The sequence below is a fragment of the Marinobacter sp. Hex_13 genome, from assembly GCF_001566815.1.
Lineage (GTDB): Bacteria > Pseudomonadota > Gammaproteobacteria > Pseudomonadales > Oleiphilaceae > Marinobacter > Marinobacter salarius.
Genome location: NZ_LSMM01000064.1, coordinates 1 through 14,578, shown reverse-complemented (window position 1 = coordinate 14,578; position 14,578 = coordinate 1). Strand labels below are relative to the sequence as shown.

General features: G+C 57.1%; 12 protein-coding genes and 1 tRNA gene. 11 read left to right on the top strand and 2 right to left on the bottom strand.

Translation table 11 applies throughout. The features are described from left to right. Window positions 1-2: 2 nt before the first annotated feature. The 11 genes from gyrA to pyrF all read left to right on the top strand — a co-directional run bounded on the left by gyrA (window position 3) and on the right by pyrF (window position 13,358). Window positions 3-2,582 carry a DNA gyrase subunit A gene (gene gyrA / locus AXW11_RS16155; RefSeq protein WP_036208563.1) on the top strand — a complete coding sequence of 860 codons (2,580 nt, stop codon included), beginning with the start codon at window positions 3-5 and terminating at the stop codon, window positions 2,580-2,582. Then, window positions 2,566-3,648, top strand: coding sequence for a 3-phosphoserine/phosphohydroxythreonine transaminase (gene serC / locus AXW11_RS16150; protein WP_091641943.1), 1,083 nt, complete (start codon window positions 2,566-2,568; stop codon window positions 3,646-3,648). The genes gyrA and serC overlap by 17 nt, the downstream gene beginning before the upstream one ends. 2 nt (window positions 3,649-3,650) lie before the next feature. After that, window positions 3,651-4,748, top strand: coding sequence for a prephenate dehydratase (pheA, locus tag AXW11_RS16145; RefSeq protein ID WP_036208454.1), 1,098 nt, complete (start codon window positions 3,651-3,653; stop codon window positions 4,746-4,748). A gap of 30 nt (window positions 4,749-4,778) precedes the next feature. Further along, window positions 4,779-5,906 carry a histidinol-phosphate transaminase gene (gene hisC / locus AXW11_RS16140; protein ID WP_091641945.1) on the top strand — a complete coding sequence of 376 codons (1,128 nt, stop codon included), beginning with the start codon at window positions 4,779-4,781 and terminating at the stop codon, window positions 5,904-5,906. A 1-nt stretch (window position 5,907) separates the two neighbouring features. Beyond that, entirely contained in the window at window positions 5,908-8,136 is a 2,229-nt protein-coding gene (locus AXW11_RS16135) for a bifunctional prephenate dehydrogenase/3-phosphoshikimate 1-carboxyvinyltransferase (protein WP_091641949.1), read from the top strand. Beyond that, a complete protein-coding gene (gene cmk / locus AXW11_RS16130) occupies window positions 8,136-8,816 on the top strand; it encodes a (d)CMP kinase (RefSeq protein WP_036208449.1) in 681 nt (226 codons plus the stop codon). Before AXW11_RS16135 ends, cmk begins: the two co-directional genes overlap by 1 nt. Before the next feature lie 131 nt (window positions 8,817-8,947). After that, complete coding sequence (gene rpsA / locus AXW11_RS16125; protein WP_007154692.1) at window positions 8,948-10,642, top strand: 30S ribosomal protein S1; 1,695 nt, start codon at window positions 8,948-8,950, stop codon at window positions 10,640-10,642. Between the two features lie 132 nt (window positions 10,643-10,774). Next, window positions 10,775-11,071, top strand: coding sequence for an integration host factor subunit beta (locus tag AXW11_RS16120; protein ID WP_007154691.1), 297 nt, complete (start codon window positions 10,775-10,777; stop codon window positions 11,069-11,071). A 71-nt stretch (window positions 11,072-11,142) separates the two neighbouring features. Continuing rightward, window positions 11,143-11,445, top strand: a complete 303-nt coding sequence (locus tag AXW11_RS16115; RefSeq protein WP_007154690.1) for a LapA family protein — start codon at window positions 11,143-11,145, stop codon at window positions 11,443-11,445. Further along, entirely contained in the window at window positions 11,445-12,614 is a 1,170-nt protein-coding gene (gene lapB / locus AXW11_RS16110; RefSeq protein ID WP_036208447.1) for a lipopolysaccharide assembly protein LapB, read from the top strand. The genes AXW11_RS16115 and lapB overlap by 1 nt, the downstream gene beginning before the upstream one ends. Before the next feature lie 33 nt (window positions 12,615-12,647). Next, the gene (gene pyrF, locus AXW11_RS16105; protein WP_091641952.1) at window positions 12,648-13,358 is read left to right on the top strand and encodes an orotidine-5'-phosphate decarboxylase; all 711 of its coding nucleotides are present in this window, start codon (window positions 12,648-12,650) and stop codon (window positions 13,356-13,358) included. Window positions 13,359-13,870: 512 nt separating this feature from the next. Here pyrF and AXW11_RS16100 read toward each other — a convergent pair. Together AXW11_RS16100 and AXW11_RS16095 are read right to left on the bottom strand one after the other, a co-directional pair. Beyond that, window positions 13,871-13,946, bottom strand: a tRNA-Asn gene (locus AXW11_RS16100). Between the two features lie 69 nt (window positions 13,947-14,015). Further along, on the bottom strand, window positions 14,016-14,578 hold a 563-nt coding region (locus AXW11_RS16095), incomplete at its 5' end, for an aminotransferase class I/II-fold pyridoxal phosphate-dependent enzyme (RefSeq protein ID WP_286792476.1).

Below are 14,578 nucleotides of genomic sequence, written 5' to 3'. Positions count from 1 at the left end.
CGATGGGTGAGTTAGCCAAAGAGATCCTGCCGGTAAATATTGAAGACGAGCTCAAACAGTCCTATCTCGATTACGCCATGAGCGTCATCGTGGGGCGGGCACTTCCAGACGTGCGTGACGGCCTCAAGCCGGTGCATCGCCGCGTACTGTTTGCCATGTCCGAACTCAACAACGACTGGAACAAGGCCTACAAGAAATCCGCCCGTGTGGTGGGTGACGTCATCGGTAAGTATCACCCCCATGGTGACTCGGCCGTTTACGACACCATTGTTCGTATGGCCCAGCCGTTTTCCCTGCGCTACCCGCTGGTGGATGGTCAGGGTAACTTTGGTTCCATCGACGGCGACAACGCGGCTGCCATGCGTTACACCGAGATCCGCATGGAGAAAATTGCCCACTCCCTGCTGGCGGATCTGGACAAGGAAACCGTGGATTTCGTGGCCAACTATGATGGCACCGAACAGATTCCGGACGTACTGCCCACTCGGATTCCCAACCTGCTGGTAAACGGTTCCTCAGGCATTGCCGTGGGTATGGCCACCAATATTCCGCCCCATAACCTGACGGAAATTGTGAACGGCTGCCTGGCATTGATTGATAATCCGGATATGACCATCGACGACCTGATGGAGCATATTCCGGGGCCGGACTTTCCCACCCAGGGCATCATTAATGGTCGCGCCGGCATTGTTGAGGCCTACCGCACCGGCCGTGGGCGCATCTACATCCGTGCCCGCCATGAAATCGAGCACGACAAGAAAACCAACCGCGACGCCATCATTATTACCGAGCTGCCGTACCAGCTGAACAAAGCGCGGCTGATCGAGAAAATTGCAGAGCTGGTAAAAGAGAAGCGACTGGAAGGCATCTCCGAGCTGCGGGACGAGTCCAACAAGGAAGGTATCCGGGTAGTGATTGAGCTGCGTCGCGGTGAAAACCCGGACGTGGTCATTAATAACCTCTTTGCCCACACTCAGTTGCAGACGGTTTTCGGCATCAACATGGTCGCCCTGATCAACGGCGAGCCGAAAATCCTCAATCTCAAGGAAATGCTGGACGCATTTGTCCGGCATCGCCGCGAAGTGGTTACCCGCCGTACCATTTACGAACTGCGTAAAGCCCGCGAACGTGGCCATATCCTGGAAGGCCTCACGGTTGCTCTGGCGAACATCGATGAAATCATCGCGCTGATCAAGGCGTCTCCGGCTGCGGCCGAGGCGAAAGAGAAGCTGATGGCTCAGGGCTGGGCACCGGGTGACGTTCTGGCGATGCTTGAGCGGGCGGGCGAAGACGCATGTCGCCCCGATGATCTGCCGGAGATCTTTGGCCTGCGTAATGGTCTTTATCACCTGTCGCCAGAACAGGCTCAGGCGATCCTTGACCTGCGACTGCACCGCCTGACCGGTCTTGAGACCGAAAAGCTCCAGAATGAGTACAAGGACATTCTCGAGAAAATTGCGGACCTGCTGGAAATTCTGGGCGATCCGGACCGCCTGATGCAGGTTATCCGTGAAGAACTGGAAGCGGTGGTGACCGAGTTTGGCGATACCCGTCTGACCGAAATCACCAGCTCCAAGCGTGACCTGACCATCGCCGATCTGATCGACGAGGAAGATCTGGTGGTCACCATCTCCCACGGTGGTTATGCCAAGACTCAGGCCGTCGAAGACTATCAGGCCCAGCGCCGTGGTGGTCGTGGCAAGGCCGCTACGTCCATGAAAGACGAAGATTTCGTCGAGAAACTGCTGGTCGCGAACTCCCACGACACCATTCTGTGCTTCTCCAACCGGGGCAAGGTGTACTGGTTGCGGGTGTTCGAGATTCCCCGGGCCAGCCGCGCGTCCCGCGGTCGTCCGATGGTCAACATCCTGCCGCTGGAAGAAGGGGAGCGTATTACCACCTTCCTGCCGGTTCGTGACTATCCGGAAGACCAGTACGTGCTGATGGCCACCTCGGCGGGTGTGGTCAAGAAAACGCCGTTGCCGAATTTCTCCCGTCCGCGCAGCAACGGTCTGATCGCTCTGTCGCTTGACGAGGGTGACACCCTGATTGGTACGGCCATCACCAAGGGGGATGCGGAAGTCATGCTGTTCTCCTCGGCGGGCAAGGCCGTTCGCTTCAACGAGGAAGCGGTACGTCCGATGAGTCGTACGGCTCGTGGTGTGCGTGGCATCAGAATGCCGGAAGGACATCATGTTGTGTCACTGATCATCCCGCAGGAAAACGCGGTTCTGCTGACGGCCAGTGAGAACGGCTACGGTAAGCGTACCACCTTCGACGAGTTCCCGACCTACAGCCGGGGCAGCCAGGGCGTTATTGCCATGCAGTGTTCCGAGCGTAACGGCAACCTGGTCACGGCGTTGCAGCTGTTTGAAGGCGACGAAATGATGCTGATCTCGGACAAAGGCACGCTTGTGCGTACCCGCACCGACGAAGTATCGGTTCTGAGCCGGAACACCCAGGGTGTTCGCCTGATCAAACTGAGCCAGGAAGACGAACGCCTCGTGGGTGTTGAGCGTATTGCCGAAACCGATGCCGAAGAGGTCGACGGTGAGGAAGGAAGTGATGAGCAGGGCGTATAATTTTTGTGCAGGCCCGGCAACCTTGCCGGAGCCTGTTTTGCGACAGGCACGGGAAGAGATGCTGGATTGGCGCGGCACCGGCATGTCCGTGATGGAGATGAGCCATCGCAGTGACGAGTTTGTGGAAATCGCCGAAACTGCCGAGAAAGACCTTCGGGAATTGGCCGGCGTTTCAGATGATTACGCCGTACTCTTCATGCAGGGTGGTGCGTCCAGCCAGTTCTCGACCATTCCACTGAACCTGTTGGGCGACAAGACGTCTGCGGACTACGTGAACACGGGTATCTGGTCGAAGAAAGCCATCGCCGAGGCCAGCCGTTATGGTCAGGTTAATGTCGTGGCAAGCAGCGAATCGAGTGGCTTTGCCAGCATTCCCGATCAGGATAGCTGGGCGACGAGCGCCGATGCGGCTTACCTGCATTACACGCCCAATGAAACCATCGGCGGATTGGAGTTCGACTTCGTGCCGGAGAGCGGTTCCGTGCCGTTGGTGGCGGATATGTCGTCCACCATGCTGTCACGCCCGCTGGACGTCTCGAAATTCGGCCTGATCTACGCCGGGGCCCAGAAGAACATCGGTCCATCCGGCCTGGTGGTCGTGATCATTCGCAAGGATCTGTTGGGCAAGGCGCTCAAGATCACGCCGACGATGATGAACTATCAGGTCATTGCGGATAATGACTCCATGTACAACACGCCGGCGACATACTCCTGGTACCTCGCAGGCCTGGTATTCAAATGGCTGAAAGAGCAGGGCGGTGTTACGGCTATGGGTGAGGTCAATCGTCGTAAAGCCAGAAAACTGTATGGTTTTATTGATGAGAACGACTTCTACGCCAACCCGATATCCCCGCGCTTCCGATCCTGGATGAATATACCGTTCACCCTTGCAGATGACGCGCTCAACAGTGCTTTCCTGAAAGGTGCGAATGAGAGAGGGTTGCTGAACCTCAAGGGCCATCGCTCCGTGGGTGGCATGCGGGCCAGCGTCTACAACGCCATGCCAGAAGCCGGTGTCGATGCGTTGATTGACTACATGACCGTGTTTGCGAAGGAGCGGGGCTGATGATGAGTGATGAGCAGGCCCGTCTCGGGCAGTTGAGGGTCGATATTGATCGCCTGGATCAGGAAATCATGGACCTGATCAGCAAGCGCGCGGAATGCGCCCAGGAAGTGGCTCGCGTGAAGATGGAAGCCAACCCGGGTGAGGATGTATTCTTCTACCGTCCGGAACGTGAAGCCCAGGTTTTGAGGCGTATAAAGGAGAGCAATCCCGGCCCGCTGTCCGGCGAGGAGATGGCCCGACTGTTCCGGGAGATCATGTCCGCGTGCCTGGCACTGGAAAAGCCGATGCACATCGCTTTCCTCGGGCCGATTGGCACCTTTACCCAGGCGGCGGCGCTCAAGCATTTTGGGCACTCCGTGGTCAGCGTGCCTTTGCCCGCCATCGATGCAGTGTTCCGTGAAGTGGAATCCGGCGCGGCCCACTATGGTGTGGTCCCGGTGGAAAATTCCACGGAAGGCATGATCAACCATACCCTTGATATGTTCATGTCCTCTCCGCTGAAGATCTGCGGCGAAGTGCAGTTGCGGATACATCACCACCTGATGGTGTCGCCAAAGCACCAGGGGCAGGACATTGTCCGCATTTATTCCCATCAGCAGTCGTTCGCCCAGTGCCGGCAGTGGCTGGATACCCATCGTTACGGTATCGAGCGGGTCACGGTCAGTAGTAATGCCGAAGCCGCGAGGCGGGCAGCGGAAGAGCCGGGCACGGCCGCGATCGCAGGAGACATGGCAGCGGAACTTTACGGCCTGGAAATGCTGGCGACCAGTATCGAAGACCGTCCGGACAACACCACCCGTTTCCTGATCATCGGCCGTGAGGAAGTGCCGGCCAGTGGTAACGATAAGTCGTCCATTCTGGTGTCCATGCGCAACAAGCCTGGCGCGTTGTATCAATTGCTTGAGCCGTTCCACAAACATGGTCTGAGCCTGACCCGTATCGAAACCCGCCCATCGCCCAGCGGTACCTGGGCCTACGTGTTCTACATCGATTTTGAGGGCCATGTGGAAGATACGCAGGTCAGCAAGGTGCTGTCAGAGATCGATGAAGAGGCGGTCGAGTTGAAGCGCCTGGGGTCCTATCCTATTGGGGTCCTGTGACAGAAACGCAAATGACTGAGGAAGGTCGAAATGTCGATTGATTACCAAAGTCTGGCGGTCAAAGGCGTGCAGGCGCTATCCCCCTACCAGCCGGGCAAGCCCATTGATGAGCTGGCCAGGGAGTTGGGCCTGAAGCCCGACAACATCATCAAGCTGGCCAGCAACGAAAACCCTCTTGGGCCCAGCCCAAAGGCGCTGGCGGCGGTGAAGGGAGCCCTGGACGAGCTCTGTCGCTATCCCGATGGCAATGGGTTTGATCTCAAGCAGGCATTGTCGGCCCGATACGGCGTGGCGCCCGCTCAGATTACCCTTGGCAACGGTTCCAACGATGTCCTGGAGGTGATCACACGGTGCTTTGCAGATGCCTCTTCGGAAGTCGTGTTTTCCCAATATGCTTTTGCGGTATACCCGCTTGTTACCCAGGCGATCGGCGCCAAAGGTGTGTCGGTGCCCGCCAGGGACTATGGCCATGACCTCAACGCCATGGTGGAGGCGATAACAGATCGCACCGCGCTGGTGTTTGTGGCCAACCCCAACAACCCCACGGGCACGGTTCATGGCGCTGAGGCGATCGAGTCGTTTCTGGCCCGTATTCCCCCCAGGGTTCTGGTGGTTCTGGATGAGGCCTACTGTGAATACCTTCAGGGGGAGGGCTATGTGGATGGCCTGTCGTTGCTCAAGCGCTATCCGAACCTGATCGTTACCAGGACATTCTCCAAGGCTTGGGGGTTGGCATCGCTGCGAGCTGGCTACAGTGTTAGCTCGCCGGACATTGCCAATGTTCTCAATCGTGTACGTCAGCCTTTTAATGTAGATTTTCTGGCTCTGGTAGCGGCGACGGCTGTGTTGAGCGATGAAGACTATCTGCGGCGCTCCTGTGAAGTGAATGCAGCCGGGATGAAACAGCTCGAGTCCGCTTTTAACGAAATGGGGCTGGAATACATTCCGTCTGCCGGCAACTTTATTGCTGTGGATGTGGGCGATCAGGCGGCTGACATCAATCAGTCGCTACTGGAGCAGGGTGTGATTGTCAGGCCGATTGGCGGCTACGGCCTACCCAGGCATCTGCGGGTGTCGATTGGCTTGCCCGAAGAAAATGCACGGTTTATCGAAGCTTTGGCCCGTGCACTGGATACGTCCAGCGGACGGGGAGAGTAACGTGTCCGAGATTCAGCCACTGTTCCAGCGTGTTGCTGTTATTGGTCTTGGGCTGATTGGTGGTTCTCTGGCCAAAGCGATCCGCGACAATGGCCTCGCGGTTACCGTTGTGGGCGCTGACAAGCGCGCGGACGAATTGGCGCTTGGCACGGAATTAGGCGTTATTGATGAAGCTGCCGGGTCGGTTGCTGAGGCTGTGGCCGGCAGCGACCTTGTGGTGCTGGCGGTACCGGTTAAGGCAACGCGGGCAGTGCTGGCGGAAATCAGGCCCCATCTTGGCGAAAACGCCGTGTTGACGGACGTCGGCAGCACCAAGTCGAGTTTCGTCAACGATGTGCGAGAGGTGTTTGGCGACCTGCCCGCGAAAATGATACCCGGCCACCCCATCGCCGGTTCTGAAAAAAGCGGCATCCGCGCGGCCAACCCTGAGTTGTTTGCCAATCACAAGGTTATACTCACGCCGGCGGAGAACGTTGGTCAGCCCGACCTGGAGAAGCTCAGGGCATTGTGGGAAGGCTGTGGTGCGACGGTTCTGACCATGTCTGTGGCCTATCACGACGAGGTGCTGGCAGCCACCAGTCATCTTCCTCATCTTATTGCTTTCTCACTGGTGGATACCCTGGCAGGCGAGGACGAAAATCTGGATATTTTCCGCTACGCAGCGGGCGGTTTCCGGGACTTCACCCGAATTGCAGCCAGCGACCCGGTGATGTGGCACGATATCTTTCTTTCCAACCGGGATGCGGTGTTGCGGGTCATTGATCATTTTACCCACGATCTGGATCAGCTCCGTACCGCCATCGCCGATCAGGACAGTGCAACTCTGTTGCGGGTTTTCAGTCGCGCCAAGGCGGCGCGGGAACATTTTTCCAAGATGCTTTCAGGACAGGCTTACGTGACAAACAACAGTCAGAAACAGGTAACGTTCCGTCTTCAACCCGGCGGCCGGATTTCCGGCGAGATACGCGTGCCGGGCGACAAATCCATTTCCCACCGATCCATCATGCTGGGTGCTCTTGCCGACGGTATCACGGAAGTGAAAGGCTTCCTTGAAGGCGAGGACAGCCTGGCAACCTTGCAGGCGTTCCGCGACATGGGGGTGACCATAGAAGGGCCGGACGCGGGGTTTGTCCGCATTCACGGCGTCGGTATCAATGGTCTCCAGGCGCCGCGCGGCCCTTTGTACCTGGGCAATTCCGGTACTGCCATGCGCCTGTTCTCGGGCTTGCTGGCGGCGCAGCCGTTTGACTCCGAGCTCACCGGCGACGAAAGCCTCTCCAAGCGTCCCATGGGGCGTGTGGCAGATCCGCTGCGAGCAATGGGTGCGGTGATTGACACTGCCGAGGGCGGGCGGCCGCCTTTGAAAATCCGGGGTGGGCACGCGCTAACCGGCATTCATTATGAGATGCCGGTGGCCAGTGCTCAGGTTAAATCCTGCCTGTTACTCGCCGGTCTCTATGCCGAGGGCGTAACCTCCGTTACCGAGCCAGCTCCTACCCGGGATCATACTGAGCGCATGTTGGAAGGCTTTGGCTATCACGTGCATCGCGATACCGCGACGGCCAGCGTGACCGGTGGCGGTCGCTTGGCCGCCACCGCCATAGACGTGCCGGCGGATATCTCTTCGTCAGCGTTTTTCCTCGTTGCGGCGAGTATCGCCCCGGATTCCGACTTGACCATCCGCCACGTTGGCATGAACCCGACGAGAGTCGGCGTGATCAACATCCTGCGCATGATGGGGGCTAATATAGAAGTCCTCGAAGAGCGTGTGATTGGCGGGGAGCCGGTCGCTGATCTTCGCGTTCGTTCCGCCGAACTCAAGGGTATCGATATCCCTGAGGATCAGGTTCCGTTGGCAATCGACGAATTCCCCGTGCTGTTTATTGCCGCAGTCTGCGCTGAGGGCAGAACGGTTTTGCGCGGCGCTGAAGAGCTTCGCGTCAAGGAAAGTGATCGCATCCAGGTGATGGCAGACGGCCTGACCGCGCTTGGAGTGGAAACCACCGTGACTCCAGACGGTATTGTCATTGATGGTGGCCAGACGATGACCGCTGGAACCGTGAATAGCCACGGGGATCACCGCATTGCTATGGCGTTCTCCGTCGCCTCCCTGCGGGCTGAAGGGGATATCAAGGTGACCGATTGCGCCAACGTGTCCACCTCATTCCCGGGCTTTGTGGAGTTGGCAAAGCAGACTGGCATCAATATCGCCGCCGAAGGGGCTGAGTAATGGCTGAAAGCAAGGCACCGGTTATTACCGTGGACGGCCCTGGCGGTTCCGGTAAAGGCACCATTACTCAGATGCTCGCCCGCCGGTTGGGGTGGCACCTGTTGGACAGTGGCGCGCTTTATCGCCTCACGGCACTGGCTGCGGAGCGGCAGGGCGTGTCCCTGGATGATGAGCCGTCTCTGGTAAACGTCGCCGCCAGCCTCGATGTGGCGTTTGAGCCAACCCCACCAGGTGAGCCGGCAAAGGTACTGATGGCCGGTGTTGACGTCACCGCAGATATACGTACAGAAACCTGTGGCGACAATGCCTCGAAGGTGGCTGTAATGCAGCCTGTGCGCGACGCGCTGCTGCAGCGCCAGCGCGATTTCCAGAAGCCTCCCGGGTTGGTCGCGGACGGTCGTGACATGGGAACGGTGGTGTTCCCGGACGCGCCAGTGAAGATCTTCCTGACAGCCAGTGCCGAAGAGCGTGCGCAAAGACGCTACAGCCAGTTGAAGGACGCAGGGGTCGATGTTAATATTGACGCCCTTTTAAAGGAGATACGGGTGCGCGATGAGCGGGATATGAACCGCGCCGCCGCCCCGCTCAAGCCTGCAGACGATGCGCAAGTCATTGATTCGACGGGGTTGAGTATAGAAGAGGTGCTAGTCAGGGTTATGGCCGCAGCAGGTCAGGCCTGACTACACCTTTTTGTTGTTGAAATTCCGGATTCGGCGTTATCGGCCAGCCACTGGCTGGATCCGGATTGAAACTAACAGACCGTGTTGCTGGTAGCACGGAGTAAACTTGCGTTGATCACATAGGACACATAATGAGCGAGAGCTTTGCGGATCTTTTTGAAGAAAGCCTAAAAGAAATTGACATGCAACCAGGTTCCATCGTCCAGGGAACCGTTGTAGACGTCGATAACGACTGGGTCACCGTTAACGCCGGACTGAAGTCCGAAGGTGTTATCCCCGCCTCCCAGTTCCTCAATGAAAAAGGCGAGTTGGAAGTTGCTATCGGCGACGTTGTTGACGTAGCTCTCGACGCTGTGGAAGACGGCTTCGGTGAAACCCGTCTGTCCCGTGAGAAAGCCAAGCGCGCAGAAGCCTGGAAGGTACTTGAGAAGTCCTTCGAAGCTGAGGAAGTGGTTAAGGGTGTTATCAATGGCAAGGTCAAGGGTGGTTTCACCGTCGATCTGGCCGGCATCCGTGCCTTCCTGCCTGGTTCGCTGGTAGATGTTCGCCCGGTTCGCGATACCGCGCACCTGGAGAACAAAGAGCTCGAATTCAAGGTTATCAAGCTCGACCAGAAGCGTAATAACGTGGTTGTTTCCCGCCGCGCCGTTCTGGAAGCTGAAAACAGTGCTGAGCGTGAAGCTCTGCTCGAAACCCTGACCGAAGGTCTGGAAATCAAGGGTATCGTCAAGAACCTGACCGACTACGGCGCGTTCGTAGATCTGGGCGGTGTTGACGGCCTGCTGCACATTACCGATATGGCCTGGAAGCGCATCAAGCATCCGAGCGAAATCGTCAATGTCGGTGACGAGATCAACGTCAAGGTTCTGAAGTTTGACCGTGAGCGCAACCGCGTATCACTGGGTCTGAAGCAGCTGGGCGAAGATCCCTGGGTCGATATCAAGGGTCGTTATCCGGAAGGTACTAAGGTTACTGCACGTGTAACCAACCTGACCGACTACGGCTGCTTCGCTGAGCTGGAAGAAGGCGTTGAAGGCCTGGTTCACGTGTCCGAAATGGACTGGACCAACAAGAACATCCATCCGTCCAAAGTCGTTCAGGTTGGCGACGAAGTGGGTGTGATGATTCTGGACATCGACGAAGAGCGTCGTCGTATCTCCCTGGGTATCAAGCAGTGTGTTGCTAACCCGTGGGAAGATTTCTCCAGCAAGTTCAACAAAGGCGACCGTATCTCCGGCAAGATCAAGTCAATCACTGACTTTGGTATCTTCATCGGCCTGGACGGCGGCATCGATGGTCTGGTTCACCTGTCAGATATCAGCTGGAACGAGACTGGCGAAGAAGCCGTCCGTGAATACAAGAAGGGCGACGAAGTTGAAACCGTTATCCTGTCTGTTGATCCCGAGCGTGAGCGCATCTCCCTGGGCATCAAGCAGCTGGAAAGCGATCCGTTCGCCGAGTTTGTACAGCTGAACGACAAGGGCTCCATCGTGAAGGGCACGGTATCTGCGGTTGACGCAAAAGCCGCTACCATCACCCTGAACGACGAAGTTGAAGCTGTACTGAAAGCCTCTGAAATCAGCCGTGACCGTGTTGAAGACGCACGCAACGCGCTGAACGAAGGCGACGAAGTTGAAGCGAAGATCATCAGCATCGACCGCAAGAACCGCGTTATCAACCTGTCTGTGAAGTCCAAGGACGTTGAAGACGACAAGCAGGCGCTGGAAGGTGTTCGCGCCAAAGCGGCTGAATCTTCCTCTGGTGCGACCACCATCGGTGATCTCATCAAGGAGCAGATGCAGCAGCAAAACGCCAACAAGGAATAACATTTCCGGTTGGTATGAAAAAAACGGGCTCTAAGAGCCCGTTTTTTTTGTGTTTTTTTCTGGTTTGGCTAAACTAGAGGCAAGGAGCTGGTAACCGGCTATCCGATAATAATGTGAAGAGGGATGAGCCCAATGACGAAGTCTGAACTGGTAGAGCTGATTGCGTCCAAGCAGACGCAGCTTTCAGTGAAGGATGTGGAACTGGCTGTGAAAACGATTATTGAACACATGTCCCAATCACTGGCGGATGGCCAGCGAATCGAGATCCGGGGTTTTGGTAGCTTTTCATTACACCATCGCGCAGCCAGAACCGGGCGTAACCCGAAAACCGGCGAAGCCGTGCAATTACCGGCCAAATTTGTTCCGCACTTCAAGCCAGGCAAGGAGTTGCGTGAGCAGGTAAACGATAGCCTTAAAAAAGGCTTCTGATTACCCTCTTGGGGAAAGACGTTAACCAGGTCCTGAGGTAAACAACCAGGTCCGTGTGGAGCATTGCGACTATGGCCGGATTTCAGAAGGTCCTTCTCATTCTGCTGGTATTGTTTCTGGTTCTGGTAGCACTTGTTTTCTCCCTGAATAATCAGATGGCAGTCTCCCTTAATTTCCTGCTCTTTGAGACTCAGCCTCACGGTGTTGCCGTCTGGATTATCCTGTCTTTTGTGATCGGCGCTTTGATCGGAGTTCTGATTACCATGCTTGCAACCGTTCGCACATCGGTTTCCCGCCGTAACCTCGAAAAACGACTTGCTCGTACCGAGCAGGCATTGGAGAAATCCAGGGCCCAGAACGACCGGACGCTTTAATGGATATAGTGCTTCAATGGCTGCTGTTAACGGTTGCGGTGGCCGCTGGCTGGTTTGTGGGGCGAATGGGCAGCACCAGGGAACGCTCCAAAACACCGATCTCCGATGAGGAATCCGTTAAGGATCGTCTGCAATTTCTGTTCACCAACTATTCCGATCAGGCGGTTGAGAACTTCGTTCAGTCTCTGGCTGTGAACAAGGAAACGGTGGGCCTGCACCTCTCTATCGGCGCCCATTTCCGCCACAAGGGCGAGACCGACCGGGCCATTCTGATTCACCAGAACCTCCTTGCCCGACCGGAGCTGCCACCGCGTTATTCTCAACAAGTTACCTACGAGCTGGCCATTGACTACCTGAACGCAGGCCTTCTGGACAGGGCAGAAGCGTTGCTTCATCAACTGATGGGCGACAGGGAGTACGGCCGTAAGTCTTCATTGCAATTGATCGAGCTGTACCAGCAGGAAAAGGAATGGGGTAAGGCAGGGCAGGTCGCCCGTACATTGACGACCGGCGACCACGATGCCCGCATGTACAAGATGCTGGCCTATATAACCTGCGAGCAGGCTGAGGATGCCCTCAAGCACGACGACCGCTGGATGGCTCAGAAGCTGTCCAAGGAAGCGCTGGAGTACGATCGTTCCTGTGTCCGGGCCACGTTTATCATGATGAAGTTGCTCATTCGTCAGGGCAGTTACCGGGACGCGGCCAGCCAGAGCCTGAAAGTCTTCGATCAGAACCCTGAATTCGGCTCAGAAGCGGTGGACCGGCTGATGAAGCTTGAACGCGAACACGGCGATGTTGGGCGTCTGGTCAAAAAGCTTGGCAAGTTCTACGAAGCCTGGCCGAGTACGAGCTTGCTGCTGGCGCTGGTTGAAGCCGTAGAGCGCACGTCCGGCCGTATGGCTGCAATCGAGTTGCTGCGCCGGGAACTGGAAGTCCGCCCCAGCGTCCGCGGTCTGCTGCGCTTGGTGGAACTGGCGGGCTATGAGAAAGGCATGACGACGGACGAAGGCCGCCTGGTCAGCCGCATCGGTCACTTGATACTTGCCAACCGCCCGGTATACCGATGTGTAAACTGCGGTTTCTCCGGTCAGCAATTGCATTGGCTGTGCCCCAGCTGCAAGCAGTGGGAAACCGTTCGCCCAATACAGGGCGTGGAAGCTGAGTAACCCGAAAACACGACATTCTGCAGGAAACTGACCGTGCAAACCCCCGATAATCCCCGAATCATCGTTGCCCTGGATTTCCCCTCCGATCAGCCCGCGTTGGCTCTGGTTGATCAACTGGACCCTGCGAAGTGTCGCCTTAAAGTCGGCAAGGAGCTGTTTACCCGTTCAGGGCCGGCTCTGGTTCGTGACTTGCAGAGCCGCGGGTTCGACGTTTTCCTGGATCTGAAGTTTCACGATATCCCGAACACAACGTCCTCAGCCGTAGCGGCCGCGGCGGATCTGGGTGTCTGGATGGTGAACGTGCACGCTTCCGGTGGCGAGAAGATGATGACCGCCTGCCGCGACCGCCTGGAAAGCTTCGGCAAGGATCGGCCACTGCTGATTGCCGTTACTGTGCTGACCAGCATGGGGCCGGAGGATCTTGCCGGTATCGGTATCACGGATTCCCCGGAAGCCCAGGTATCCCGCCTGGCAACTCTGACCCGCAACTGCGGCCTGGACGGCGTCGTCTGCTCCGCACAGGAAGCGCCGGCGTTGAAAGCGGAGCAAGGCAAGGATTTCAAACTGGTCACCCCGGGCATCCGTCCGCTGTCTGCCGACAAGGGCGACCAGCAACGCATCATGACGCCTACAGATGCCCTCAAAGCCGGTTCCGACTACCTGGTCATCGGCCGTCCGATTACGCAGGCTGCTGATCCTCTGGCTGCGTTGGAGGCTATTCACTCTGAGGTGGTTGGCCTTTAACTTTGGTTCTTGGTCTGATTCTGTTCTAGCCTGATAGTATGGTGCTTCGGTGCGGTGGTGGCTCCCTCCCAAAAAACGCTTCTAGTACATCCATGTACGCTTGGGCTCCGCCATCCATGGCTCCGCACATTTTTGGGAGGGAGCCACCACCGCACCGGTTTGAACTTTCAGATATCGCTGTTAGGCGATTTTTATTGATAGCTGTGGTTATCGATGTTGGAGTTGTAAGCATAGGGTGCACTGGGGCAGCGTAATCTGTTTCGATAACTCCAGAGGCTGAATCAGGCGGGGTAGGGCTTCCTTCCCGAAAATGTGCGGAGCCATGGATGGCGGAGCCCAAGCGCACACGGATGTGCTTGTAGCGTTTTTCGGGAAGGAAGTCCTACCTCGCCGTGGCACCGCTACTAGCCGGCTAGAGTGCACCACACCAACAGGCTAGGGCCGAACCTAAACCCAAAGAACCAAAACGAAAAAAGCCGCTAATCCAGAGGACTAGCGGCTTTTCGGAATAGTGGCTCCCCGAGCTGGGCTCGAACCAGCGACAAACGGATTAACAGTCCGTTGCTCTACCAACTGAGCTATCGGGGAACGTCGTCGTGTGACGAGGCGCGTATATTAAGGTTACCCCAACGCCTCGTCAACCCCTTGCCAGGATTTTTAGCCCAGCGCTTTCTGCAAACGCTCAATGGCCTGCTTCAGCGTATCCAGGCTGGTGGCGAAGCTCAGGCGCATATGGCCCGGTGCACCGAAAGCGGAGCCCGGTACCAGAGCCACGCCGGCTTCCTTCAACAGCTTCTCGGCAAACTCTACGTCGTTACTGACACCCGAGTCTGCGTCAATGGCCGCCTGGAAGCTTGGGAATACATAGAAGGTCCCGTCACCGTGCAGGCATTCAACGCCGGGTAGGGCATTCAGGGCTTCTACCAGGTAGTCGTGACGTTCCTTGAACGCCGTGACCATTTCCTGCACGCAGTCCTGAGGGCCATCCAGCGCTGCCGTTGCGGCCGCCTGGGAAATCGAGGCCGGGTTGGACGTGCTTTGGGACTGGATCTTCTTCATCGCGCCGATGATTTTTGCCGGGCCAGCGGCGTAGCCGATGCGCCAGCCTGTCATCGAGTAGGCCTTGGACACACCATTGAGCACGAAAGTGCGATCGTACAGCTCCGGCGTGGCGTTCAGGATGTTGCAGAACGGCTGACCGGTCCACAGGATCGGCTCGT

Bases quoted from the DNA above. Each gene is read 5' to 3' on its own strand.
- gyrA (WP_036208563.1), top strand. From the start codon at position 3: ATGGGTGAGTTAGCCAAAGAGATCCTGCCGGTAAATATTGAAGACGAG.
- serC (WP_091641943.1), top strand. From the start codon at position 2,566: ATGAGCAGGGCGTATAATTTTTGTGCAGGCCCGGCAACCTTGCCGGAG.
- pheA (WP_036208454.1), top strand. From the start codon at position 3,651: ATGAGTGATGAGCAGGCCCGTCTCGGGCAGTTGAGGGTCGATATTGAT.
- hisC (WP_091641945.1), top strand. From the start codon at position 4,779: ATGTCGATTGATTACCAAAGTCTGGCGGTCAAAGGCGTGCAGGCGCTA.
- cmk (WP_036208449.1), top strand. From the start codon at position 8,136: ATGGCTGAAAGCAAGGCACCGGTTATTACCGTGGACGGCCCTGGCGGT.
- rpsA (WP_007154692.1), top strand. From the start codon at position 8,948: ATGAGCGAGAGCTTTGCGGATCTTTTTGAAGAAAGCCTAAAAGAAATT.
- AXW11_RS16120 (WP_007154691.1), top strand. From the start codon at position 10,775: ATGACGAAGTCTGAACTGGTAGAGCTGATTGCGTCCAAGCAGACGCAG.
- AXW11_RS16115 (WP_007154690.1), top strand. From the start codon at position 11,143: ATGGCCGGATTTCAGAAGGTCCTTCTCATTCTGCTGGTATTGTTTCTG.
- lapB (WP_036208447.1), top strand. From the start codon at position 11,445: ATGGATATAGTGCTTCAATGGCTGCTGTTAACGGTTGCGGTGGCCGCT.